Origin of the sequence: Streptomyces sp. DG2A-72, assembly GCF_030499575.1 — a bacterium.
Taxonomy (GTDB): domain Bacteria; phylum Actinomycetota; class Actinomycetes; order Streptomycetales; family Streptomycetaceae; genus Streptomyces.
Genome location: NZ_JASTLC010000001.1, coordinates 6,168,372 through 6,190,722 on the forward strand (window position 1 = coordinate 6,168,372; position 22,351 = coordinate 6,190,722).

At 67.5% G+C, this 22,351-nt stretch carries 23 protein-coding genes; 17 read left to right on the top strand and 6 right to left on the bottom strand.

What is annotated here, in order from left to right; all coding sequences use genetic code 11:
- The first annotated feature begins 23 nt into the window (after positions 1-23).
- From rplF to truA, 15 genes are all read left to right on the top strand, one after another.
- Positions 24-563, top strand: a complete 540-nt coding sequence (gene rplF, locus QQY66_RS29510; RefSeq protein WP_301983286.1) for a 50S ribosomal protein L6 — start codon at positions 24-26, stop codon at positions 561-563.
- A 3-nt stretch (positions 564-566) separates the two neighbouring features.
- The gene (gene rplR / locus QQY66_RS29515) at positions 567-950 is read left to right on the top strand and encodes a 50S ribosomal protein L18 (RefSeq protein ID WP_301983287.1); all 384 of its coding nucleotides are present in this window, start codon (positions 567-569) and stop codon (positions 948-950) included.
- Between the two features lie 43 nt (positions 951-993).
- On the top strand, positions 994-1,602 hold the full coding sequence (rpsE, locus tag QQY66_RS29520; protein ID WP_030671799.1) for a 30S ribosomal protein S5: 609 nt from the start codon (positions 994-996) through the stop codon (positions 1,600-1,602).
- The gene (gene rpmD, locus QQY66_RS29525) at positions 1,602-1,784 is read left to right on the top strand and encodes a 50S ribosomal protein L30 (RefSeq protein WP_005481207.1); all 183 of its coding nucleotides are present in this window, start codon (positions 1,602-1,604) and stop codon (positions 1,782-1,784) included. Before rpsE ends, rpmD begins: the two co-directional genes overlap by 1 nt.
- Before the next feature lie 2 nt (positions 1,785-1,786).
- The gene (gene rplO / locus QQY66_RS29530) at positions 1,787-2,242 is read left to right on the top strand and encodes a 50S ribosomal protein L15 (protein ID WP_014674382.1); all 456 of its coding nucleotides are present in this window, start codon (positions 1,787-1,789) and stop codon (positions 2,240-2,242) included.
- Between the two features lie 242 nt (positions 2,243-2,484).
- Entirely contained in the window at positions 2,485-3,798 is a 1,314-nt protein-coding gene (gene secY, locus QQY66_RS29535) for a preprotein translocase subunit SecY (RefSeq protein WP_301983289.1), read from the top strand.
- The gene (locus QQY66_RS29540) at positions 3,798-4,460 is read left to right on the top strand and encodes an adenylate kinase (protein WP_301983291.1); all 663 of its coding nucleotides are present in this window, start codon (positions 3,798-3,800) and stop codon (positions 4,458-4,460) included. Before secY ends, QQY66_RS29540 begins: the two co-directional genes overlap by 1 nt.
- A gap of 134 nt (positions 4,461-4,594) precedes the next feature.
- The gene (map, locus tag QQY66_RS29545; protein WP_301983292.1) at positions 4,595-5,431 is read left to right on the top strand and encodes a type I methionyl aminopeptidase; all 837 of its coding nucleotides are present in this window, start codon (positions 4,595-4,597) and stop codon (positions 5,429-5,431) included.
- A gap of 250 nt (positions 5,432-5,681) precedes the next feature.
- On the top strand, positions 5,682-5,903 hold the full coding sequence (gene infA, locus QQY66_RS29550) for a translation initiation factor IF-1 (RefSeq protein WP_003948620.1): 222 nt from the start codon (positions 5,682-5,684) through the stop codon (positions 5,901-5,903).
- 58 nt (positions 5,904-5,961) lie between these two features.
- Positions 5,962-6,075, top strand: coding sequence for a 50S ribosomal protein L36 (gene rpmJ, locus QQY66_RS29555; protein ID WP_003998809.1), 114 nt, complete (start codon positions 5,962-5,964; stop codon positions 6,073-6,075).
- Between the two features lie 191 nt (positions 6,076-6,266).
- Positions 6,267-6,647, top strand: coding sequence for a 30S ribosomal protein S13 (gene rpsM / locus QQY66_RS29560; protein WP_037680379.1), 381 nt, complete (start codon positions 6,267-6,269; stop codon positions 6,645-6,647).
- A gap of 69 nt (positions 6,648-6,716) precedes the next feature.
- Complete coding sequence (gene rpsK, locus QQY66_RS29565; protein WP_003956432.1) at positions 6,717-7,121, top strand: 30S ribosomal protein S11; 405 nt, start codon at positions 6,717-6,719, stop codon at positions 7,119-7,121.
- Between the two features lie 255 nt (positions 7,122-7,376).
- Positions 7,377-8,399 (top strand): DNA-directed RNA polymerase subunit alpha, encoded by a 1,023-nt coding sequence (locus QQY66_RS29570; RefSeq protein WP_003966937.1) that lies wholly within the window; start codon positions 7,377-7,379, stop codon positions 8,397-8,399.
- A 117-nt stretch (positions 8,400-8,516) separates the two neighbouring features.
- Positions 8,517-9,026: a 50S ribosomal protein L17 gene (gene rplQ, locus QQY66_RS29575; protein ID WP_301983293.1), complete on the top strand. Its 510-nt coding sequence runs from the start codon at positions 8,517-8,519 to the stop codon at positions 9,024-9,026.
- 142 nt (positions 9,027-9,168) lie between these two features.
- The gene (gene truA / locus QQY66_RS29580; protein ID WP_301983294.1) at positions 9,169-10,026 is read left to right on the top strand and encodes a tRNA pseudouridine(38-40) synthase TruA; all 858 of its coding nucleotides are present in this window, start codon (positions 9,169-9,171) and stop codon (positions 10,024-10,026) included.
- A 5-nt stretch (positions 10,027-10,031) separates the two neighbouring features.
- Here truA and QQY66_RS29585 read toward each other — a convergent pair whose 3' ends face one another.
- From QQY66_RS29585 to QQY66_RS29610, 6 genes are all read right to left on the bottom strand, one after another.
- The gene (locus tag QQY66_RS29585) at positions 10,032-12,059 is read right to left on the bottom strand and encodes an acyltransferase family protein (RefSeq protein ID WP_367667002.1); all 2,028 of its coding nucleotides are present in this window, start codon (positions 12,057-12,059) and stop codon (positions 10,032-10,034) included.
- Positions 12,060-12,094: 35 nt separating this feature from the next.
- Complete coding sequence (locus QQY66_RS29590; protein WP_301983296.1) at positions 12,095-13,192, bottom strand: NDP-sugar synthase; 1,098 nt, start codon at positions 13,190-13,192, stop codon at positions 12,095-12,097.
- Between the two features lie 15 nt (positions 13,193-13,207).
- Positions 13,208-14,434 carry a hypothetical protein gene (locus QQY66_RS29595; RefSeq protein WP_301983298.1) on the bottom strand — a complete coding sequence of 409 codons (1,227 nt, stop codon included), beginning with the start codon at positions 14,432-14,434 and terminating at the stop codon, positions 13,208-13,210.
- Positions 14,435-14,455: 21 nt separating this feature from the next.
- Positions 14,456-15,907 carry a glycosyltransferase family 2 protein gene (locus tag QQY66_RS29600; RefSeq protein WP_301983299.1) on the bottom strand — a complete coding sequence of 484 codons (1,452 nt, stop codon included), beginning with the start codon at positions 15,905-15,907 and terminating at the stop codon, positions 14,456-14,458.
- Between the two features lie 255 nt (positions 15,908-16,162).
- Positions 16,163-17,506 carry a glycoside hydrolase family 26 protein gene (locus QQY66_RS29605; protein WP_301987537.1) on the bottom strand — a complete coding sequence of 448 codons (1,344 nt, stop codon included), beginning with the start codon at positions 17,504-17,506 and terminating at the stop codon, positions 16,163-16,165.
- Positions 17,507-17,701: 195 nt separating this feature from the next.
- Positions 17,702-18,592 carry a hypothetical protein gene (locus tag QQY66_RS29610; RefSeq protein WP_301983300.1) on the bottom strand — a complete coding sequence of 297 codons (891 nt, stop codon included), beginning with the start codon at positions 18,590-18,592 and terminating at the stop codon, positions 17,702-17,704.
- A 134-nt stretch (positions 18,593-18,726) separates the two neighbouring features.
- Between QQY66_RS29610 and QQY66_RS29615 the strand changes: the two genes are divergently transcribed.
- Both QQY66_RS29615 and QQY66_RS29620 read left to right on the top strand, forming a co-directional pair.
- Entirely contained in the window at positions 18,727-19,884 is a 1,158-nt protein-coding gene (locus QQY66_RS29615) for a CapA family protein (RefSeq protein ID WP_301987538.1), read from the top strand.
- 210 nt (positions 19,885-20,094) lie between these two features.
- Entirely contained in the window at positions 20,095-22,347 is a 2,253-nt protein-coding gene (locus QQY66_RS29620) for a HAMP domain-containing protein (protein ID WP_301987539.1), read from the top strand.
- Positions 22,348-22,351: the final 4 nt, after the last annotated feature.

Consider the following 22,351-nt stretch of genomic DNA (forward strand, 5'->3'; position numbering starts at 1 on the left):
GGAAGGGAACGGAGGAAACAGCTATGTCGCGCATCGGCAAGCTCCCCATCGCGGTTCCCGCCGGCGTGGACGTCACCATCGACGGCCGCACGGTTTCGGTGAAGGGCCCCAAGGGCTCGCTCTCCCACACCGTGGCGGCGCCGATCGAGATCGCCAAGGGTGAGGACGGCGTTCTGAACGTCACCCGCCCCAACGACGAGCGTCAGAACAAGGCCCTGCACGGCCTGTCCCGCACGCTGGTGGCGAACATGATCACCGGCGTGACCCAGGGTTACGTGAAGAAGCTCGAGATCAGCGGTGTCGGTTACCGAGTGACCGCGAAGGGCTCGAACCTCGAGTTCGCGCTCGGCTACAGCCACCCGATTCTGGTCGAGGCCCCCGAGGGCATCACCTTCAAGGTGGAGGCCCCCACCCGTTTCTCGGTCGAGGGCATCGACAAGCAGAAGGTCGGCGAGGTTGCGGCCAACATCCGCAAGCTGCGCAAGCCCGACCCGTACAAGGCCAAGGGCGTCAAGTACGAGGGCGAAGTCATCCGCCGCAAGGTCGGAAAGGCGGGTAAGTAAGCCATGGCATACGGACAGAAGATCCTTAAGGGCGACGCCTACAAGCGCGCCGCGATCAAGCGCCGTCACATCCGGATCCGCAAGAAGGTCTCGGGTACCGCGGAGCGTCCCCGTCTGGTCGTTACCCGCTCCAACCGCCACATCGTGGCCCAGGTGATCGACGACATCAAGGGTCACACCCTGGCGTCGGCGTCCACCCTGGACACCTCGGTGCGCGGTGGCGAGGGCGACAAGTCCGCACAGGCCAAGCAGGTCGGCGCCCTGGTCGCCGAGCGCGCCAAGGCCGCGGGCGTCGAGGCCGTCGTATTCGACCGTGGTGGTAACCAGTACGCCGGGCGCATTGCCGCTCTGGCGGACGCCGCCCGCGAAGCCGGACTCAAGTTCTGAGTCCTGGTTCCGTAGCTAGCGGAGACAGAGAGAGGTAATTCCAATGGCTGGACCCCAGCGCCGCGGTGGCGGTGCCGGTGGCGGCGAGCGGCGGGACCGGAAGGGCCGTGACGGCGGCGCAGCTGCCGCCGAGAAGACCGCGTACGTTGAGCGCGTTGTCGCGATCAACCGCGTCGCCAAGGTTGTGAAGGGTGGTCGTCGCTTCAGCTTCACCGCGCTGGTCGTGGTGGGCGACGGTGACGGCACCGTGGGTGTCGGTTACGGCAAGGCCAAGGAGGTGCCGGCCGCCATCGCCAAGGGTGTTGAGGAGGCCAAGAAGCACTTCTTCAAGGTCCCCCGTATCCAGGGCACCATCCCGCACCCGATCACGGGTGAGAAGGCTGCCGGCGTCGTTCTCCTCAAGCCGGCTTCGCCGGGTACCGGTGTTATCGCCGGTGGTCCCGTGCGTGCCGTTCTGGAGTGCGCCGGTATCCACGACGTGCTGTCGAAGTCGCTCGGCTCGTCGAACGCGATCAACATCGTGCACGCGACCGTGGAGGCCCTGAAGGGCCTGCAGCGTCCCGAGGAGATCGCGGCCCGCCGTGGTCTGCCGCTCGAGGACGTCGCTCCCGCGGCTCTGCTGCGTGCGCGTGCCGGGGCTGGTGCTGCGTAATGGCTCAGCTCAAGATCACGCAGACGAAGTCGTACATCGGCAGCAAGCAGAACCACCGTGACACCCTGCGCTCCCTTGGTCTCAAGGGCATCAACACGCAGGTCGTCAAGGAGGATCGTCCCGAGTTCCGCGGCATGGTGCACACCGTCCGCCACCTCGTGACGGTCGAGGAGGTCGACTGATCATGGCGGAGCAGAACCCGCTCAAGATCCACAACCTCCGTCCCGCCCCGGGCGCCAAGACCGCCAAGACCCGTGTGGGTCGTGGTGAGGCGTCGAAGGGTAAGACGGCCGGTCGTGGTACCAAGGGCACGAAGGCCCGCTACCAGGTTCCGGAGCGCTTCGAGGGTGGGCAGATGCCCCTCCACATGCGTCTGCCGAAGCTGAAGGGCTTCAAGAACCCGTTCAAGACCGAGTACCAGGTCGTGAACCTCGACAAGCTGGCCGCGCTCTACCCCGAGGGTGGCGAGGTCACCGTCGAGGGTCTGGTGGCCAAGGGGGCCGTTCGCAAGAACAGCCTCGTCAAGGTGCTCGGCCAGGGCGAGATCTCCGTGGCGCTGCAGGTGACGGTCGACGCCGTCTCCGGCTCCGCCAAGGAGAAGATCACCGCCGCCGGCGGCACCGTCACCGAGCTCGTCTGAACACCTCAGGTGTCTCGATGACTTGAGCGATCCCGACCGGGGATACCCACAAATGGGGTATCCCCGGTTGGTCGTTCCAAGGGTGGCAGTCCCGCGGGTAAGGTGGCCTGCACTGCCAACTTTTACTGAGTGCTGCACGTGGGGCACTCAGAGCGGCAGTTGACCGTTACCTATGTCGTTATCCATCGGAATCTCACAACCGTCACCCTTGACGCAGAAGCGCGGGGGTCGCAGGAGGCACCGTGCTCACCGCGTTCGCCCGGGCGTTCAAGACGCCCGACCTGCGCAAGAAGCTGCTCTTCACGCTCGGCATCATCGTGATCTACCGGATCGGTACGCATATCCCGATCCCCGGTGTCGACTATCAGAACGTCCAGACCTGTATCGACGTGGCCAAGGGCAACCAGGGCCTGTTCGGTCTGGTCAACATGTTCAGCGGCGGCGCGTTGCTGCAGATCACGATCTTCGCGCTCGGCATCATGCCGTACATCACGGCGAGCATCATCCTGCAGCTGCTGACGGTGGTGATCCCACGGCTCGAGGCTCTGAAGAAGGAGGGCTTGGCCGGCACAGCGAAGATCACGCAGTACACCCGTTACCTGACGGTCGCGCTCGCCGTTCTCCAGGGCACCGGCCTGGTCGCCACCGCCCGCAGCGGCGCGCTCTTCCAGGGCTGCCCCGTGGCCTCCGAGATCGTTCCGGACCAGTCGATCTTCGTGACCATCACCATGGTCATCACCATGACCGCCGGTACGGCCGTCGTGATGTGGCTCGGTGAGCTCGTCACCGACCGCGGCATCGGCAACGGCATGTCGATCCTGATGTTCATCTCGATCGCCGCGACCTTCCCGTCCGCGCTGTGGGCCATCAAGACGCAGGGCTCCCTGGCCGGCGGCTGGATCGAGTTCGGCACCGTCGTCCTCGTCGGCCTGTTCATGGTCGGCCTGGTGGTCTTCGTCGAGCAGGCACAGCGCCGCATCCCCGTTCAGTACGCGAAGCGGATGATCGGCCGCCGGTCCTACGGCGGCACGTCCACGTACATCCCGCTGAAGGTGAACCAGGCGGGTGTGATTCCCGTCATCTTCGCCTCGTCACTGCTCTACATCCCGGCATTGATCGCGCAGTTCTCGAGCGGTAACTCCAGCTGGAAAACGTGGATCGAGTCACACCTGGTGAAGGGTGACCATCCGATTTACATCACTCTGTACTTCTTGCTCATCGTTTTCTTCGCGTTCTTCTACGTGGCTATCTCCTTCAACCCCGAAGAAGTAGCCGACAACATGAAGAAGTATGGTGGCTTCATCCCGGGCATCCGGGCTGGCCGGCCGACCGCTGAGTACCTGTCGTACGTGCTCAACCGGATCACCTGGCCGGGTTCGCTGTATCTGGGTCTGATCGCTCTCGTCCCGACAATGGCGTTGGCTGGTTTCGGGGCAAACCAGAACTTCCCGTTCGGCGGCACCAGCATCCTGATCATCGTGGGTGTCGGTCTCGAGACGGTGAAGCAGATCGAGAGCCAGCTTCAGCAGCGCAATTACGAAGGGTTCCTCCGCTGATGCGAATCGTCCTCGTCGGGCCGCCGGGCGCCGGTAAGGGTACGCAGGCCACGCGCCTTGCCGAGAAGCTGTGCATCCCGCACATCTCCACGGGCGACCTGTTCCGCGCGAACATCAGCCAGCAGACGGAACTCGGCAAACTCGCGAAGTCCTACATGGACGCCGGCAACCTGGTCCCCGACGAGGTCACCATCGCGATGGCCAAGGACCGCATGGAGCAGCCCGACGCGGAGAACGGCTTCCTGCTCGACGGCTTCCCGCGCAATGTCTCGCAGGCCGAGGCGCTGGACGAGGTGCTGGAGACCGAGGACGTCAAGCTGGACGCGGTGCTGGATCTCGAGGCACCCGAGGAAGAGGTCGTCAAGCGGATCGCCGGCCGGCGGATCTGCCGCAGGGACTCTTCGCACGTCTTCCATGTGACGTACAGCCCGCCGAAGAAGGAGGGCGTCTGCGACGTCTGCGGCGGTGAGCTGTACCAGCGGGACGACGACTCCGAGGAGACCGTCCGCAAGCGGCTCGAGGTCTACCACACGCAGACCGAACCGATCATCGACTACTACAAGACGCAGGGCCTGGTCGTGACGATCAACGCGATGGGCCCGGTGGACGAGGTCACCGGTCGTGCGCTGGAGGCGCTGAAGCGCGAGGGCGACGAGAAGTAGTCGTTCGTACGTCGCCGTAGCCGCGGTTCCCTGTCGGGGGACCGCGGCTACTGCGTGAGAGCGGACGCAGGCCGCGCACGTATGGTTGTGGAAGCAGCCCCATTCCTCCCCGTTCCAGAAAGGCCACCGCCGCCATGGTGCAGATCAAGTCCCCTGAGCAGATCGCCAAGATGCGTGAGGCGGGGCTGGTCGTTGCCGCCATTCACGCGGCGACGCGGGAGGCGGCCGTGCCGGGTGCCTCCACCAAGGACTTGGACGAGGTCGCGCGGAAGGTGATCGCGGAGCACGGGGCCAAGTCGAACTTCCTCGGGTACGGCGGCTTCCCGGCCACCATCTGCACATCCGTGAACGAGGTCGTGGTCCACGGCATCCCGTCCGACGACGTCGTCCTCAAGGACGGCGACATCATCTCCGTCGACGCCGGCGCGATCATCGACGGCTGGCACGGCGACGCGGCCTACACCGTCTTCGTGGGCTCCGGTCATGCTCCTGAGCTGATCGAGCTCTCCCGGGTGACGGAGGAGTCGATGTGGGCGGGCATCGCGGCGATGAAGCAGGGGCATCGCCTCGTCGACGTCTCCCGTGCCATCGAGACGTACATCCGCCGCCAGCCGAAGCCCGGGGGCGGGCGCTACGGGATCATCGAGGACTACGGCGGCCATGGCATCGGCACGGAGATGCACATGGATCCGCATCTGCTGAACTATGTCGAGAAGCGGCGCGGCAAGGGGCCGAAGCTGGTGCCCGGGTTCTGCCTTGCGATCGAGCCGATGGTGTCGCTGGGTACGCCGAAGACCGAGGTTCTCGCGGATGACTGGACGGTTGTCACCACGGACGGTACGTGGTCGTCGCACTGGGAGCATTCCGTTGCACTGACTGAGCAGGGGCCGTTGGTGCTTACGTCTCCCGACGGGGGTAAGGCGAAGTTGGCGGAGTACGGCGTCGTTGCTGCTCCGGATCCCTTGGCTTGAGCGCCTACCGGGGAGCGTGGTCCTGCTCGGTTGGCGGCTGCGGGTGTGTGGGGGCTTGTCGCGCAGTTCCCCGCGCCCCTTACGGGGCGCTCCACTCCCGAGCGCTTAAGGATCTGCCTGTTGGGGCAGACTTTCTCGATTCGTCTTTCCGGGTGCGCTGACGTAGACTGACTCGTCGGCTCTTGTGTACCCGCATGTCTGCATGCGCTCGCACAGGGTCGATCAAGGTAGTCGATTCGAAGGGCGAAGCGTGGCCAAGAAGCAAGGTGCCATCGAGATCGAGGGCACTGTCGTCGAGTCTCTTCCGAACGCCATGTTCAAGGTCGAGCTCCAGAACGGCCACCAGGTCCTGGCACACATCAGCGGCAAGATGCGAATGCACTACATCCGCATCCTCCCTGACGACCGGGTCGTGGTGGAGCTGTCTCCGTACGACCTGACGCGTGGCCGGATCGTCTACCGGTACAAGTAGATCTTGCCTGTGCCCCGCTCCCGCGGGGTGGTGGCACTGACCCGGAGAACCTCACCCAATGAAGGTCAAGCCGAGCGTCAAGAAGATCTGCGACAAGTGCAGGGTGATCCGCCGTCACGGTCGGGTCATGGTCATCTGCGAGAACCCGCGCCACAAGCAGCGCCAGGGCTGACGCACGACCGACTCTCTGCATCCGCAGAACTTCGCGCGACGCAAGCAGTACATGTTCATACGCGGAATCCAGGGCTGAGACTCATCAGGCCTGACACCCCCGGTCGGAGGCTGGGGACCCAGTTCGTACCTCGTACGGCGGCTGGGAATCGGTTCCGCGTCAGACCTCCGAACGACAACTGGAGCCATTGAATGGCACGCGTTTCCGGTGTCGACATCCCGCGCGAAAAGCGTGTGGAAGTCGCCCTGACCTACGTGTTCGGCATCGGCCGGACCCTTTCGCAGCTGACGCTGGCGGAGACGGGCATCGACCCGAACACCCGTGTTCGCGACCTCTCCGAGGAGCAGCTCGTCGCGATCCGCGAGTACGTGGACAACAACATCAAGACCGAGGGTGACCTCCGTCGTGAGATCCAGGCCGACATTCGCCGCAAGGTGGAGATCGGCTGCTACCAGGGTCTCCGTCACCGTCGTGGCCTGCCCGTCCGCGGTCAGCGCACCAGCACGAACGCTCGTACCCGCAAGGGCCCGCGTCGCGCCATCGCCGGTAAGAAGAAGCCGGGCAAGAAGTAGTCCGCAGCGGACAACGCTTCATCAGCGGTCTTCGCTGTAGGACCGACCACCTCCCCGTAGGAGTTATAGATGCCCCCCAAGGGTCGTCAGGGCGCTGCCAAGAAGGTGCGCCGCAAGGAAAAGAAGAACGTCGCTCACGGCCACGCGCACATCAAGAGCACGTTCAACAACACGATCGTCTCCATCACGGACCCGTCCGGCAACGTGATCTCCTGGGCCTCCGCCGGCCACGTCGGCTTCAAGGGCTCCCGGAAGTCCACGCCGTTCGCCGCGCAGATGGCCGCCGAGTCGGCTGCCCGCCGCGCCCAGGAGCACGGCATGCGCAAGGTCGACGTGTTCGTCAAGGGCCCGGGTTCCGGTCGTGAGACCGCCATCCGTTCGCTCCAGGCGACCGGTCTCGAGGTCGGCTCCATCCAGGACGTCACCCCGACCCCGCACAACGGCTGCCGTCCGCCGAAGAGGCGTCGCGTCTGACGCACCGGCTCACGGTGGCGCGGCTTCCGGCTGGGAGTGTGGGGGTTGTCCCCCACACTGTCGCAGTACGGCTGCCGTCCGCCGAAGCGCCGCCGCGTCTGACGTTCGGCTGCTTCGCGCAGGCTTTGGTTTCGGGCGGTACGGCTCTTCGGGGGCGTATCGCCCGTACCCTTGCAGTACCCGTCCCTTTTGCCGGGGGCGGTTCCGTCGGACGTCAAATAGCGGGCGTCCACGAAAGAAGGATCTGATCCACACATGCTGATCGCTCAGCGTCCCTCGTTGACCGAAGAGGTCGTCGACGAATTCCGCTCCCGGTTCGTGATCGAGCCGCTGGAGCCGGGCTTCGGCTACACCCTCGGCAACTCCCTCCGCCGTACCCTCCTGTCCTCGATCCCCGGCGCGGCTGTCACGTCGATCCGGATCGACGGCGTGCTGCACGAGTTCACCACCGTGCCGGGCGTCAAGGAGGACGTCACCGACCTGATCCTCAACATCAAGCAGCTGGTCGTGAGCAGTGAGCACGACGAGCCGGTCGTGATGTACCTGCGCAAGCAGGGCCCGGGTCTGGTCACCGCCGCCGACATCGCGCCCCCGGCCGGTGTCGAGGTGCACAACCCCGACCTCGTCCTCGCCACGCTCAACGGCAAGGGCAAGCTGGAGATGGAGCTCACGGTCGAGCGCGGCCGTGGTTATGTCTCCGCCGTGCAGAACAAGCAGGTGGGCCAGGAGATCGGCCGTATCCCGGTCGACTCGATCTACTCGCCGGTTCTGAAGGTCACGTACAAGGTCGAGGCCACGCGTGTCGAGCAGCGCACCGACTTCGACAAGCTGATCGTCGACGTCGAGACCAAGCAGGCGATGCGTCCGCGTGACGCTATGGCCTCCGCCGGTAAGACGCTGGTCGAGCTGTTCGGTCTCGCCCGTGAGCTGAACATCGACGCCGAGGGCATCGACATGGGTCCGTCCCCGACGGACGCCGCCCTTGCCGCCGATCTGGCGCTGCCGATCGAGGAGCTGGAGCTCACCGTCCGGTCGTACAACTGCCTCAAGCGCGAGGGCATCCACTCCGTGGGTGAGCTGGTCGCGCGCTCCGAGGCGGACCTCCTCGACATTCGTAACTTCGGTGCGAAGTCGATCGACGAGGTCAAGGCGAAGCTGGCGGGCATGGGCCTGGCGCTCAAGGACAGCCCGCCCGGATTCGACCCGACTGCTGCGGCGGACGCGTTCGGCGCGGACGACGACGCGGATGCGGGCTTCGTGGAGACCGAGCAGTACTGATCGGTTCCACCTCCGGGGTTCGCGTCAGCGGACCCCGGATCTCCGACAGACGACCGTCTGCTCGGATACTGACTCCGGTACCTGATACGGCCGGGGCAGACACCTAGGAGAAACATCATGCCGAAGCCCGCCAAGGGTGCCCGTCTGGGCGGCAGTGCCGCGCACGAGAAGCTGCTTCTTGCGAACCTCGCGAAGGCGCTTTTCGAGCACGGCCGGATCACCACCACCGAGGCGAAGGCCCGCCGTCTGCGGCCGTACGCCGAGCGTCTGGTCACCAAGGCGAAGAAGGGCGACCTTCACAACCGCCGTCAGGTGCTCCAGGTCATCACGGACAAGAGCGTCGTCCACACGCTCTTCACCGAGATCGGTCCGCGCTACGAGAACCGTCCGGGTGGTTACACCCGTATCACCAAGATCGGTAACCGTCGTGGCGACAACGCGCCCATGGCTGTCATCGAGCTGGTCGAGGCGCTGACGGTTGCGCAGGAGGCGACGGGTGAGGCCGAGGCTGCGACGAAGCGCGCCGCCAAGGACGCCGACGCCGCGGTGGAGACCAAGGTCGACGTGACCAAGGCCGAGGAGGCTCCCGCCGAGGAGACTGTCGCCGAGGAGTCGAAGGACGCGTAAGCGTTCTGCCGGGGGCTGTGTGGTTTGCGGCTGCGGCGCCGTCGTGGCTTGTCGCGCAGTTCCCCGCGCCCCTTTGGGGCGATTGCGGGCCCGATCCTTTCGAGGAGCGGGCCCGTTCTTGTGTTGCTGAGAGGATCTGTACGTGAGTGATGAAGCGGCACCCGGATACGTACGCGTTCGTCTTGACCTGTCCTACGACGGCAGCGCGTTTCACGGCTGGGCCAAGCAGGCCGGCGGGAAGCGGACCGTGCAGGGAGAGGTTGAGGACGCGCTGCGTACGGTCACGCGGTCCCGGGAGACGTATGAGCTGACCGTGGCCGGGCGGACCGATGCCGGGGTGCATGCGCGGGGGCAGGTTGCGCATGTCGATCTGCCTCGGGAGGTGTGGGGGGAGCATCACGAGAAGTTGCTGAAGCGGCTTGCCGGGCGGTTGCCGAAGGATGTGCGGGTGTGGGCGCTCAGGGAGGCGCCGGCCGGGTTCAACGCGCGGTTCTCGGCTGTCTGGCGGCGGTATGCGTATCGCGTCACCGACAATCCGGGGGGTGTTGATCCGTTGCTGCGGAGTCATGTGCTGTGGCATGACTGGCCGCTCGACGTCGATGCCATGAACGAGGCGGCTCAAGGGCTGCTGGGGGAGCATGACTTCGCCGCCTACTGCAAGAAGCGGGAGGGGGCGACGACCATTCGCACGCTGCAGGAGCTGAGCCTGGTGCGGGGTGAGGACGGGGTCGTCACGGCGACCGTGCGGGCCGATGCGTTCTGCCACAACATGGTGCGGTCGTTGATCGGGGCGTTGTTGTTCGTGGGGGACGGGCATCGAGGGCCGGACTGGCCGGGGAAGGTGCTTGCCGCCGGTGTGCGTGACTCCGCCGTGCATGTCGTACGGCCGCATGGGCTGACGTTGGAGGAAGTCGGTTACCCCGCCGACGAGTTGCTGGCCGCGCGGAACAAGGAGGCGCGGAACAGGCGGACGTTGCCGTCGGCGGGGTGCTGCGGGTAGCGGGGTCAGCCGGCCAGGGCCTCTTTCAGGGTCGGCTGGAGATAGGGGATCAGCGACTTCGCGTAGCCGGCCGTGATGTGGCTGGAGTCGTAGTAGACGATCTGGTCGGCGATCACCGTCGGGCACACGTTGCTCGCACAGAATGCGGGCAGGGTGTCGATGATCTCGGCGCCGTGGCGCTTGGCCACCTGCTGCTCCATCTCCCGGTATTCGGGGTACTCGATGGCCTGGTCCTGTGCGGGATTGCAGGCCGAGATGTCGTCGGTGTGGGTGGCAAGACAGTCCGGTACGTTCCTGCCGGGCTGCGGGCTGTCGGTGAGGTAGACCAGCTTGGCGCCGGTGTCCTCGAAGACCTGGAAGGCCTTTTCGGCGCCGGCCTCCCGCGCCTCGCGGCGGACGCGGTTGGTGACGACGATGACATCCGGCTTGACCTTCTCGAGTTCCTTGAAGGCCGATTCCCGCCAGCTGTCGCACTCGGAGTACTCGCGGTTCAGCTCGGGGTTCTTGATGGAGTAGACCTCGGGGGAGCAGCCGCCCTTCGCCATGGTGATGATCCTGGCGTTGAGCTTCTGCCCGATCTCATGGAAGGCGTCGCCCCACTGCCAGGCGTGGGAGTCCCCGATGACGACGATCGACGTCTTCCCTTCCGGGTCTCCGATGACGCAGTTGTCGCGCATGACGAACTCGGTGACATCGGTGTTGTCGATGCAGCCGTAGTGGGTCTTGTCCTCGGGAGACTTGGGCAGAGCGCTCTGCGCGACGTTGGAGAGTTTCGTCTGGAGCACGGACTTCTGCACCGAATCCGGGCCGGAGTAGCCGACCTCTCCATCCGCTGCGACGGCCGTGGTCGAGAGGTTCAGCGGGAGCGCGGTCATGGCGAAGGCCGCGGCAGCGGCGGTGCCCGCGACGGCTGTGCCGCCGGCGAAGATGCCCTTCCAGGGGCGGGCCACCAGTTGCGCGTTGTTCCGGAAGCGGGCCTCGACCATGTAGTACATGGCGTAGGCCAGGATCAGCGACAGCGAGGCGACGCGGAAACGGTCCGAGTAGGAGAGTTCGTGGCCCGTGAAGTCCGGCCAGAGGATGAGGACCGGCCAGTGCCAGAGGTACCAGCCGTAGCTGACGTTGGCGACGGAGTTGAACACCGGGTTGTTCAGCAGCCATTCCGCGCCGAGGCGGGGAGCGGCGCATCCGCCGGCGATGATCATGGAAGCGCCCAGTACGGGGCCGGCCACCGCGTATCCCGGCAGCGGGGTTTCCGGGGTGATGAGGAGCGCGGTGCCGATGGCGATGGCGAGTCCGGCCCAGGACATGAACGCCGCCAGCCCGTGGTTCATGCGGGAGAGAAGCGGGGCACCGAGCGCGAGCAGGATGCCGAAGGCGAGTTCCCAGATGCGGGTGTGGGTGCCGAAGTATGCGAGGGGCTGATTCGACGCGGTCTGCTGGATGGACAGATACAGTGACCCGCCCACCACGGCCGTGAGGAACAGTCCCACGAGGACGCGGTTGCGGAAGAGGGCGCGGCTGAGCCAGGCCGTGACGAACAGGACGATCGGCGCGGCGACGTAGAACTGCTCCTCGATGCCCAGCGACCAGAAGTGCTGGTACGGGGACTGGGTCCCGTCGTTGGCGAAGTAGTCGGTGCCCGTCTCGACGAGCCGCCAGTTCATGACGCTCAGCGCGGAGGCGAGACCGTCCTCCATGTAGTCACGGAACCTGAGCGGGCTGCCGTAGACCCACGCCAAGGCCGCCGTAGCGAGGATGACGACTGCCATGCCGGGGGCGAGTCGGCGCATACGACGCGCCCAGAACTTGCTCAGTGACACCTTGCCGGTCTTGTCGATCTCGGCGAGGAGCTGGCTGCCGATGAGGAAGCCGCTGAGGACGAAGCTGACGTCCACGCCGCCGTGGATGTCGAGTATGCCGACGTGCATGCTGACCACCATCATGATGGCCACGGCGCGCAGGCCCTGAATGTCCGGCCGGTACTTGCGAAGACGCTCTGTCTGCGTGGCCGTTGAACGATGGCGGGTCACGGTTCTCCAGTAACTGTCCGGGCTGGCCGGCGACTTCAGTGGACCGTCGGGCAGGCGACAGCCGTACCGCTGACGCGCACCCCCTGGGCGGGAATGCGGATGCCGCACGACAGCCGCAGCTGGGCGGGCAGCTCGTTCTGGGCGCCGACGTGCGCATGGCAGCCCACCACGACCTCGCGAAGGAACGATTCGCTGCCGATCGAGGAGTCGTGGTCCACCACGGACTCGTGGATCTGGGCGCCCTCGGCCACGGTGACGTTCCCGCCGATGATCGAGCGGTCGACGACCACGTGTGCGCCGATGACGGCGTCCGCGCCGATCGTCGAGCCGCCCGTGATGCGGGCGGTCGGGTCGACGGTGGCTGTGGGATGGATCAGGGCCTCGGTCGGCCGCTCCACCAGGGGAGACGTCGCCTTGCCGGTGATCAGGTCGGCCGAGCCGTGGACGAAGGCCAGCGGTGTGCCGAGGTCACGCCAGTAGTCGTCGGTCGTGTGACCGTAGACGCGCCGCCCCTGGGCGACGAGCTGCGGGAAGGTCTCCTGCTCGACCGAGACCTCGCGGTCGGCCGGGATGGCGTCCAGCAGGGACCGGCGGAAGACGTAGCAGCCGGCGTTGATCTGGTCGGTGACGCACTCCTCCTGGGTCTTGGGCTTCTCGAGGAAGGACAGGACCCTTCCGGACTCGTCGGTGGGTACGAGGCCGAAGGCGCGCGGGTCCAAGACGCGGGTGAGATACAGAGTCACGTCCGCTTCCCGCGCCTCGTGCTGCTCCAGGACGTCCCGCAGGTCGAGGCCGGACAGGATGTCGCCGTTGAGGATCAGGACAGGCGCGTCCGCCGGTCCGCGCAGCAGGCGGGCCGCGTTGCGGATGGCGCCGCCCGTGCCGAGCGGGACGCTCTCGACGGCGTAGGAGATTCGCAGCTCTTGGGAGAAGTCCTTGAACTCCTCCTCGAAGAGGCTGGCGAGATACGAGGTGGCGAACACCACGTGCTCGACGCCCGCGTCCATCAGCTTGGCTATCTGGTGCCGGATGAAGGACGAGCCGGCGACGTTGAGCAGCGGCTTCGGGGTGTGGTTCGTCAGGGGGCGCAGGCGGGTTCCCTTGCCGCCCACCAAAATGATGGCTTCTTGCATGATGGCCTCGCTCGGTCAGCTGGCGGTGTCGGTACCGGGGCCTGCGTAGTCAGAGGTGAAGCAGGACTTGATGGCCTTCTCGGTCAGGGGGCGTCCGGCGAAGTCGAGCCGGGAGGCGACCTTGTCGTCGGGCTTGGAGTTCGGGTCGTCGTCGAAGTAGATCGACCACCAATAGACGCCGCTCATCTGCCGTTCCTGGACGACCTGGCAGACGGCCTCATACCAGTTGGCCTGCACCTTGGGGTTGACGGCGCGCTTGGTGTAGAAGTCACCGGGCGCCTTGTAGGCGCCCTTCATCGCGCCGATGCCGGCCTCGGCGATGGTGAGGTTGGGCAGCGGGCCGGTGGCCTTCTTGTCCAGCCAGTCGTTCCAGCCCTCGACCAGCGTCTCGACGGGTGCGGTGTCCGCCACCTTCACGGGGAAGTAGGCGTCGACGCCGAGGTGGCTGACCGGCATGTCGATGCGGCCGGAGACGTAGTTGTCCCAGTTGGCGTCGTACGCGACCTCGCCGGAGAAGGCCTTCTCGGCGGAGGCGACCAGGGCGTCCCAGCGGGTGTCGCCCTCCATGGAGTTCAGCTCGGTGCCGATGACGAAGGTCGCCGCCTGCTCACTGTCCGCCGCCTTCAGGTACGGCGTCAGGAACTTCTTGTACGAGGCGAACCAGGCGTCGCGGTCGGCGGGGTCGATGTTGCCGCGCCAGCCGCCGTTGTCCACATCGAGGGACGTCTCGTCCATCAGCGGCCGTACGGTCGTACGCAGCCCGGCCTCGTGGAAGATCTGCAGGACGCGGGCGAGCCGCTCGGCGGTGGGTGTCTTGCCGCCCCCGCTGATCTTCGTGGAGTCGAGGTCGCCGGTGAAGAAGGGGAAGCTCACGCTGACGGAGTTGGCGTGCAGGCCGACGAGATAGTCGGAGTGCAGTTTCGCCTGTTTCTCCACGTAGTCGAGGGCATGCTTGGGGTTGTCCTCCCAGTAGAGCTGGACGCCCCACTGCGGCATGCCCTCCTTCCACTCCTTGTCCACCTTGGCGATCTCCGCCGTGGCCGGGGTCGACGTACCTGCGGCGGTGCCGGCCGAGGGGGCCTTCGACTTTCCGGCGTCCTCGCCCTTCAGCACGACGTCGGGCAGGAGTGAACCGGACTCCCAGCGCAGCGGGTGGTCACCGGCAACGAAGGGGACCGCGATCACGAAGGAGATGACGGATACGGGCAGCACGGCAAGCAGAGGCAAGCGGGCGCGCTTCATGAGGTGTCGGTCTCTTCCGGGTCAGGCGGGCTTGGCGATGACGACGAACTTGTTCTCCTCGCGGCGGATGAACTTCCACAGGCCCTTGATGCCGCCGATCCCCTCGATGAGGGAGAAGAGGGGGAGCATGAGGATCACCGCGAAGGGCTCCCACCACTTGCGCCTGCCGTTCGCGGAGGCGATCGCGTTGAGCCGCAGCCCTTCCCAGTAGGCCCAGATCACATAGGCGAAGCTGATCGACCACAGCACGACCACCGACTGGGTCACGGGCGAGGTGTTCATGTCGCCGATGAACCAGGCCAGGAAGAGCACCGTGCCGACGTGCTGCAGCGGGCCGAGGATCCAGCTCGTCACGCAGATGGTGAGGAACCAGCGGTAGCGCAGCGGCACCTTGCGGTTGAAGCAGAGGGCGACCAGGCCCCAGGCCCAGCGCTCGCGCTGCTTGATGAAGTCCTTGGAGTTGGCCGGCGAGGCGCCGTAGCAGCGGCCGTTGAACCAGTCGCTGCGGCCCGGGTAGATACGGCAGAAGGTCAGGGCCAGCCGGGCGTCCTCGACGATCTCCTTGGGGCCGAAGTCCCAGCCGATCTCGGCCTCGATGGAGGCGCGGATGACGAGGAGTTCGCCGTGTACGCCGGCGGCCGGTGTGCCGAGTCCCGTGAAGGCGCGGAACCGCGCGATGTCGTCCGCCGGGCGGATGGCGTCGGCGAACCAGGTGAACATGCTCACCGCGTTCTCGCGCGGGTAGGTCAGGATGCCCTGCGCCATGTGCTTGACCTCTTCGGGGGTCGCGCGCCGCTGGCGGTTGATGAACTGGGCGAGGGACGCCGCGGTGTCCGGGCCGACGCCCGTGTCGTCGTCCATGTGCAGCACCCAGACGTTCTCCAGCGCCTCGCCCTCCTCGATGCGCAGCTCGTGGGCGTAGTTGTTGGCGCGGGCCTTGAACCGGGTGCCGTTCTGGGTCTCGTAGGCCTTCGGGACCGTGACCACACGGATGAGGGGGCTGGTCGCCGCCAGTGCGTCGATCCGCTCGGCGGCCTCGCAGCCCTCCTCGGTGAGGACGTCCACCCGCATGTACGGGAACCACTCGGGGAGGTGTTCCACATAGGACAGGACGGAACGTTCCAGCGCGGGGTAGGTGTCGTGCCGGCCGATGGTGGGCACGAGCGTGATCAGGAAATCCTGCTCCACCAGGGCGGGCGGGGTCATCAGATGCGCCTTGCGGGCCCGGCGGCGGATCAGGATGAAGCCCTGAATGGACACGAGTACACCCGGGACGGGCAGGGCCCAGGCGATGGTGATCAGCCAGGCCAGCGGTGAGTCGGAGGGTGTGTACGACCAGAGACTGAAGGCGAGCAGCCCTACCAGCGGGATGAGGAACGGCAAAATCCCCGGCCGCCAAGCCGCGGTGCGCTTGGCCAGTTTCTGATTGTGCCGCGAGTGCGGCACACCCCCGTCGACCAGTGTCGATGCCATGACGACTGCGGAACTCCCCGTGAGATGGGTGGTGCGTTGAGGCAGCGACAGATCTCGGCCGCGGCGCGACGAGCGCACCACGGCACCTTCCCTATGGGATCCCCACCCCTCAACGCCCTGCTGGCGTAAAAATCGGCCAATCGCCGCTCAGATGCCCCCCCAGGCGTCCAGAACCATTGGCCGAACAGGAGCACGATCCTGGCATACGTGCCCGAGGCATGGAACCATTGTGAGGAAGATGTGTTTAAAAGTTAATCAAGCGAACTCTTGTGCCGTGATCACGCGGGAGGAGTGGTACGTCCGTTTCACGTCGTCTGTGGTGTTCTTCTTCCGCGGCTCGGACACGTTGTCGTACGACAGCGCCTGCCCCCACACCGTCCACAGCACCCACGGCGTCCTGACCAGGGTCTTGGGCTGTGCGGCGTTGAGCGGGACATGGAAGGACTCGGAGACGATCCGGGGCCTTCGGTACTTTTCCAGACCGCGGTACCACACCTCGGTCCAGGCTCCGCCGCCGAACGGCTCGGCCGGGGTGTCGCTGTAGTCGTCGACGCCGACGATGTCGACGTGACGTCCGCCGGGGTAGTAGGGCCCGGGGGTGCGGCCGTAGGAGCCGTTCCAGGAGTTCGGGGACCAGACGAAGATCAGGTTGTGCAGGCCGCGGCGGTGTACGAGGTAGTCGTATGTCACATGCCACAGCTTGCGGAAGGCCGCCGGGTCCTGCCCGGCCCACCAGAAGCCACGACCCGGTGCGGTGTTCATCTCGTGGTACGGCCGCAGCAGCACGGGTACGCCCTGGTCGGCGAGGTAGCCCAGGTGGTCCGCGAGATAGGCGAGGTCTCGCAGCAGGGCCCGGTGCTCGGTGGTGCCCCGGCTGACCACCCGGGCGAACCAGCGGGGGTCCTGCGCGGCGGGCGAGTTGCGGTGCAGGGTCTGCGGGAAGCCCTTGACGGGGCTGCCCGGGTAGGGCTGGTGGAAGGAGAACCCGACCAGGCCCGCCGGGGCACCGCCGTTGTGCGGCAGGGACACCTCGGCTCCGGTCGCGCACTCCTGATGCGTGCCCGAGGGGCGGTACGAGCCGTCGGCCACCCTGGGCAGGCCCGCCCACACGCCGACGGCGAGGTCCACGGCGTCCTCGACGTACCCCCAGTGGCGGCGGCAGCCCGGCCAGTCGCCGGAGTAGGAGCGGGACTGACCCACCGCCCAGCCGGGCTGGCCGTAGCCGGGGCCGAGGTCCAGCTCCACGAAGCCGGGCAGGCGGCCGGTGATGTCGCGGGCCTTGCGGTAGTAGTAGCCCGGAGGCTTGGTGCCCCGGTAGTCGCCGTACTGGGCGTTGTACCGCTCGTTGTGCAGCTCCACGTGCTGGCCGATCACCGTGCGGCTCGGCCGGCCGCGGCGGGCGGTGTTCTCCAGGTTCGCGAGCATCGCGTACACCCGGCGTGCCTCGGGGGTGGCCTTCGGGTCACGGTCCCGCAGATCGGTCGGCACCGGCCGGGGCGCGGCCTCGCCGTCCTCCTGGTCGGGCCAGGCCCACACTGCCAGCGGGGCCAGCACGGCGGTGCCTGCGGCGGCCCCTATCAGCTGGATCCGGCCTCGCATTCGCACGGCCCTCGTCCCCCTCCCCGACATGACGTGGGGTGATTGTCTCCCGGTGCGGGGACCTCCGGCGGGCGGGGCAGGCGCTACTCGTTTGCCGGGGACTGTTTCGTTGGCGGGTGCGGGTTCGTCGTGGCTTGTCGCGCAGTTCCCCGCGCCCCTTTGGGGCGTTGTTCGCCGCCGGTGTGCATGTCGTACTCAGTCCTGCGACCAGGTCCTCAGGAGATCGCCGAGGGCGTCCGCGGTTTCGTCGGCGTCGGGGCCGTCGTCCCGGGCGTCGGGGGCCAGTTCCACGTGGAGGAACGTGGCGTGCCGGCGCTCCGCGGACCTGCCCTGGACGTTCGAGGTGCCCTCCAGCGGGCAGCGTGCCGACCAGCCCCGGCAGACGCGCAGACCTTCCGCCTCCAGACGGTCGGCCAGCGCCGATGCCTCGCCTGACGTGCTCTGCGCCGCGCCGCCGGAGACGATGGCCTCGTAGGGGCGCTCGGACGTCTCGGCGAAGCCGTGGAGTTGGAGACCGGGCACACCGCGCTTCTGGAGCTCGACGACGATGGAGTGGAAGGCGCTGTCCTCGCGGTGGGCGACGTCCGCGGCGTCCGCACGGCCGGCGCGGCGGTGGGCGCCGGCCACGACGAGTGCGCCCGAGGGGGCGTCCTCCAGCAGCCGGACGCCGAGTGCCTCGGTGTCGCGGTCGGAGACCGGGTGCGGCACCTGTACGTTCCAGCGCACCGCGGAGTCCGCGGTCAGGTAGAGGCGGCCCCAGCTCGCGGCCTCGCCGTCCGGCCGCAGGGCGGCGACCTCGTCGTAACGGCGGCCGGAGTCGGTGTCGGTGAGGCGGGTGACGCCGAGGCCGAGGGGGGCGAGCAGGCGCTCGGCCTTCTCCGCGTCGCCGTCCAGCAGACGACCTACGCCGCGCGCCAGCTGTTCGCGTCGGGCTGCGCCGGGCGGTGTGTAGGAGGCGTCGGGCTCGAGGTCGGCCGTATACGTGAGGATCCGGCTGCGGAGGTCCACCAGCTCCCGAGCCTGCGGAACCGAACCTTCAGTGGCCTCGGGTGTTGTCGTCTGGCAGCCGGCCAGCGCCACGATCAAAACCCCTTGGGTAAGAATGCGAGCGAAACGTGACTGTCCTGTGACGGCAATGACCGATTGAGCTGTGAGGCCCATGTGAGTATGGCGCGGTGACATTCCGTAAGTCTCTCCGTATAGGCCGCTCGGTGGTGGTTCTGGGAGCTCTGGCCGGCCTGGTCGCCTCCTGTGCCTCCGAGCCGTCCGGGGCGCAGGTGAAGCCGGGCGGGCGCTCGTTCACCGTCGCCGCCGCGGGTGATGTGCTCATCCACCCCGAACTGGTCGAACAGGCGGCCAAGGACGCCAAGAAGACCGATGAGGGGCAGGCCGGGCTGGACTTCGGACCGCTCATGGCCGGGGTGAAGCCGGTCATCAGCAAGGCCGATCTGGCCATCTGTCACATGGAGACTCCGGTCGGCACGCCCAAGGGCCCCTTCGAGGGGTACCCGGAGTTCCTCGTCCCCCCGCAGATCCTCACGACTCTCAAGGACGTGGGTTACGACACCTGCTCCACGGCCTCCAATCACACCTACGACCACGGCCTCAAGGCCGTGAAGCGCAGCCTGGACACGATGGACGAGGTGGGCCTCGGCCACACCGGGTCCGCGCGTACGCCCGAGGAAGCAGAGCAGATCAACATCCGGGACGTCAACGGCGTCAAGGTCGCCCATCTCTCCTTCTCCTGGGAGTCCTTCCTCAACCCCACGCCCGAGAAGGAGCGTTGGGCCCTCAACCGGATCGGCATCGACCCCATCAAGAAGGCCGAGGCCCGGGCCCGCGAGAAGGGCGCCGAGGTGGTGATCCTCTCGGTCCACTGGGGCCTGGAGCACTACAACGAGCCGAGCGTCCCGCAGCTGGAGCTGGCCGAGCGGATCACCAAGGAGACCGGGATCGACCTGGTGATCGGTCACCACTCCCACGTGGTGCAGCCCATCCAGAAGCTCAACGGCACCTGGATCGCCTACAGCCTCGGCAACCAGGTGGCCCGCCACTCCTCGCCGACCGGCCTCACCGAGGAGGGGGCGATCGGCTGGTTCGAGTTCAGGGAGACGACCGACGGCTGGGACGTCGGCGCCCGCTACCGGACCACGCTGGTCGACATCCCGCCGGAGGTGGAGGCCGGGGAGAAGGCGCCCGAGGGAGCGGTCGAGGACCATCGCGTGGTGGACGTGCGGCAGCTGCTCGACCGTCCCGGAGATCTGTCCGAGGACCGGCTCGCCCGCTACCGGCTGGCCGACGACCGCACCCGCGGCTTCCTCTACAACCGGGGCGCCCCAGGTGGCGACGGTCTGGAGCAGCTCCGGCTGGGGACGTGACGAGTGACACAGGCAGCGGTTGCCCGCCGAAACCCAACCCCGGCGCGTTTTAACTGTCTTTTAAAGTGACGGCGTCTCATGTCCGCGTCAGCGGTGGCTCCTGCGAGCGCCTGAGTAGTGAAGAGGCGAAGGAAACCACCGGTGATTTCGACACAAAGCGCGCCACGCCCAGGACGGGGCGGGCGGCGGCGTATGCGCAGACGCGCGGACATGCCGCTCCTGGGCGGTATACGACCGCCGATCGCGCTGCTGTGCCTGCTGATCCTCGCCCTGGCCGGGCTGACCGCCAAGGTGCTGGGCCCCGCCGGTGAGCCGGCCGTGCCGAAGGCGGTGCTGAGTTCCCAGCAGTACTTCGCGCAGGACGGCGCCATCGCCCTGCGTGCGTCGATCGACGAGCGGGTCACCGACCTGAACCGCACCGCGGCCGCGCTGAAAGCGGGGGAGCCCGCCGATCCGGAGCGAGTGCTGTCGGACCTGAGCAGGACGTACCAGAAGTGGACCGGCACCACCGTGCTGGACCTGGAGAGCGGCAAGGTGCTCGCCGCGAGGGGTGAAACGATTCCGCTCGCCTGGTTGGACAAGGACGTCCTGACCGGTGAGAACGCCCTCACCCCCCGCATGGTCCGGCTGCAGACCGGTGACGTGCGGCTGATGACCATGGCCCTCCTCGACTGGAAAGACCGTCCGCAGCAGCTGCTGATCGCCTCCAACAGCCTCTCCGTGCCCGCCATCAACCTGGGCCCGTTCCGCTCGATGGCAGTCGTGGCCCGGGGCGGCGAGGTCCTCGCCACGGCCGGCTTCGAGCGGGCCGAGGCGCTCAACTCGGACGCGGAGCGCAGCGAACTCTCCTTCCTGCAGAAGCAGATGACCCGGCTGTCCGAACAGGCGGCCAAGGAGACCGAGCAGGACCCCGTCAGCGCCAGGGAGCCCGGCTCGCGCGGCTACCCGGGCGTCAGCGGAACCCTGCTGGGCGACTCCTACAACGGCCGTATCGCCACCGCCGGATACGCCTCCCTCGCCTCCGCCGACCCCGAGCAGCGCCAGAGCGTCGGCGCGGGCCTCGGGCTGACGGTCGTGGCCATGCTGCCCGTGGTGCAGGAACAGGCCGCCGGTCAGGAGCGGGAGCTGTACGGGCTGGTGGCGGCCGGCGTCCTGGTGATCTTCGGGCTGGTGGCGGCGGCCCTGCTGTGGATGGCCGTGCAGCGGCCCCTGCTGGGGCTCTTCCTGGAGTCCCGCCGACTGGCCCGCGGCGATCTGACCCGTCCCGTGGCCGTGCCCCGCTGGGGCGAGGCCGCCCGCGTGGGCGCGGCCTTGGAACGGCTGCGCGGGCAGCTGTCGGACGGGCGGGCGGAGACCTCCTCCGGCAAGGCCACGGGCCGTAGGGGCCGGCTCGGACTGCGGGTTCCACTGGCGCTGACCGCCGCCCTGCTGTTGCTGTGGTGCGTGCCGGTCGGTCTGCTGCTCAACCGCACGGACGCCTCGGTGAGTGTGCCGAACACCATGGTCAACGACCAGCGCGACCGCACCGACCTGGTCGCCGACCGCGTCCGCCGGGCCCTCAACGAGGCCCAGGCCGACCTCGTCTCCATCTCCCGGCTGATCGACGCGGACGACCCCGACGCCACCAGGGGTGTGCTCGACGACGCCCTGCGCAAGCACACGCGCTACGGCTCCCTGTACGTCGTCGACGAGGGCGACGTCGTCGCCCGCGCCGGGGCGGAGCCCGACTCCGCCTGGAGTGAGGACGAGGAGGGCGACTCGCTCGTCCGCGTGTCGGGTGAGGGCGGCAAGAAGCCGGTGATCCAGGCCGGGGCCGCCGTACCGGACCACAAGGGCATGACCCTGGTCGGCGAGGTACGGGTGGAGTTCCTGAACTCGCTGCTGAACCGGCCCGGTCTCGGCGAGGTCCGCGTGGTCGACACCAAGGCCCGGACCATCGCCGCCAGCGACGGCTTCCTGGCCTTCGAGGGACTGCCGCGCGAGTCGCTCACCGACCTTGTGCGGGCGGGCAGCGTCAGGGTGGGCGCGGGCCCGGTGGAGAACGGCCTGCTGATCCGCGAGGGGCGCTCGGTCACCGTCGCCGCCGCGGCACCCTTCTCCGGCGGCGGCGTGGCCGCCGACATCGGCTGGACCGTGGTCAGCTGGCAGAACGCCAAGCACTTCGAGATCGCCCCGTACGAACGCGAGGACCGCAGCGTGCTCGCCGGAATGCTCGGGCTCGCGCTGATCGTGGTCTGCCTGGGCTGGATCCACCTGGTCGTGGTCCGGCCCCTGCGCGCGCTGGCGAGCAGCGCCGAGAAGCTGGCCGACGGCGACCTCAAGACCGTGCTGTACCCCCGCTACCACGACGAGGTCGGGGCCGTCGTCCGCAGCCTCGAACTGGTCCGCCAGCAGTTGCAGGCCCGCAGGCAGAACCAGGCGCGCCGGAGTGCCGAGCCCCGGCTCGGCGCCGGAGGAAGGTGACCGG

Coding starts and splice junctions, on each gene's coding strand:
- rplF (WP_301983286.1), top strand. CDS start 24: ATGTCGCGCATCGGCAAGCTCCCCATCGCGGTTCCCGCCGGCGTGGAC.
- rplR (WP_301983287.1), top strand. CDS start 567: ATGGCATACGGACAGAAGATCCTTAAGGGCGACGCCTACAAGCGCGCC.
- rpsE (WP_030671799.1), top strand. CDS start 994: ATGGCTGGACCCCAGCGCCGCGGTGGCGGTGCCGGTGGCGGCGAGCGG.
- rpmD (WP_005481207.1), top strand. CDS start 1,602: ATGGCTCAGCTCAAGATCACGCAGACGAAGTCGTACATCGGCAGCAAG.
- rplO (WP_014674382.1), top strand. CDS start 1,787: ATGGCGGAGCAGAACCCGCTCAAGATCCACAACCTCCGTCCCGCCCCG.
- QQY66_RS29540 (WP_301983291.1), top strand. CDS start 3,798: ATGCGAATCGTCCTCGTCGGGCCGCCGGGCGCCGGTAAGGGTACGCAG.
- map (WP_301983292.1), top strand. CDS start 4,595: ATGGTGCAGATCAAGTCCCCTGAGCAGATCGCCAAGATGCGTGAGGCG.
- rpmJ (WP_003998809.1), top strand. CDS start 5,962: ATGAAGGTCAAGCCGAGCGTCAAGAAGATCTGCGACAAGTGCAGGGTG.
- rpsM (WP_037680379.1), top strand. CDS start 6,267: ATGGCACGCGTTTCCGGTGTCGACATCCCGCGCGAAAAGCGTGTGGAA.
- rpsK (WP_003956432.1), top strand. CDS start 6,717: ATGCCCCCCAAGGGTCGTCAGGGCGCTGCCAAGAAGGTGCGCCGCAAG.
- QQY66_RS29570 (WP_003966937.1), top strand. CDS start 7,377: ATGCTGATCGCTCAGCGTCCCTCGTTGACCGAAGAGGTCGTCGACGAA.
- rplQ (WP_301983293.1), top strand. CDS start 8,517: ATGCCGAAGCCCGCCAAGGGTGCCCGTCTGGGCGGCAGTGCCGCGCAC.
- QQY66_RS29590 (WP_301983296.1), bottom strand. CDS start 13,192: ATGCAAGAAGCCATCATTTTGGTGGGCGGCAAGGGAACCCGCCTGCGC.
- QQY66_RS29595 (WP_301983298.1), bottom strand. CDS start 14,434: ATGAAGCGCGCCCGCTTGCCTCTGCTTGCCGTGCTGCCCGTATCCGTC.
- QQY66_RS29600 (WP_301983299.1), bottom strand. CDS start 15,907: ATGGCATCGACACTGGTCGACGGGGGTGTGCCGCACTCGCGGCACAAT.
- QQY66_RS29605 (WP_301987537.1), bottom strand. CDS start 17,506: ATGCGAGGCCGGATCCAGCTGATAGGGGCCGCCGCAGGCACCGCCGTG.
- QQY66_RS29620 (WP_301987539.1), top strand. CDS start 20,095: ATGCCGCTCCTGGGCGGTATACGACCGCCGATCGCGCTGCTGTGCCTG.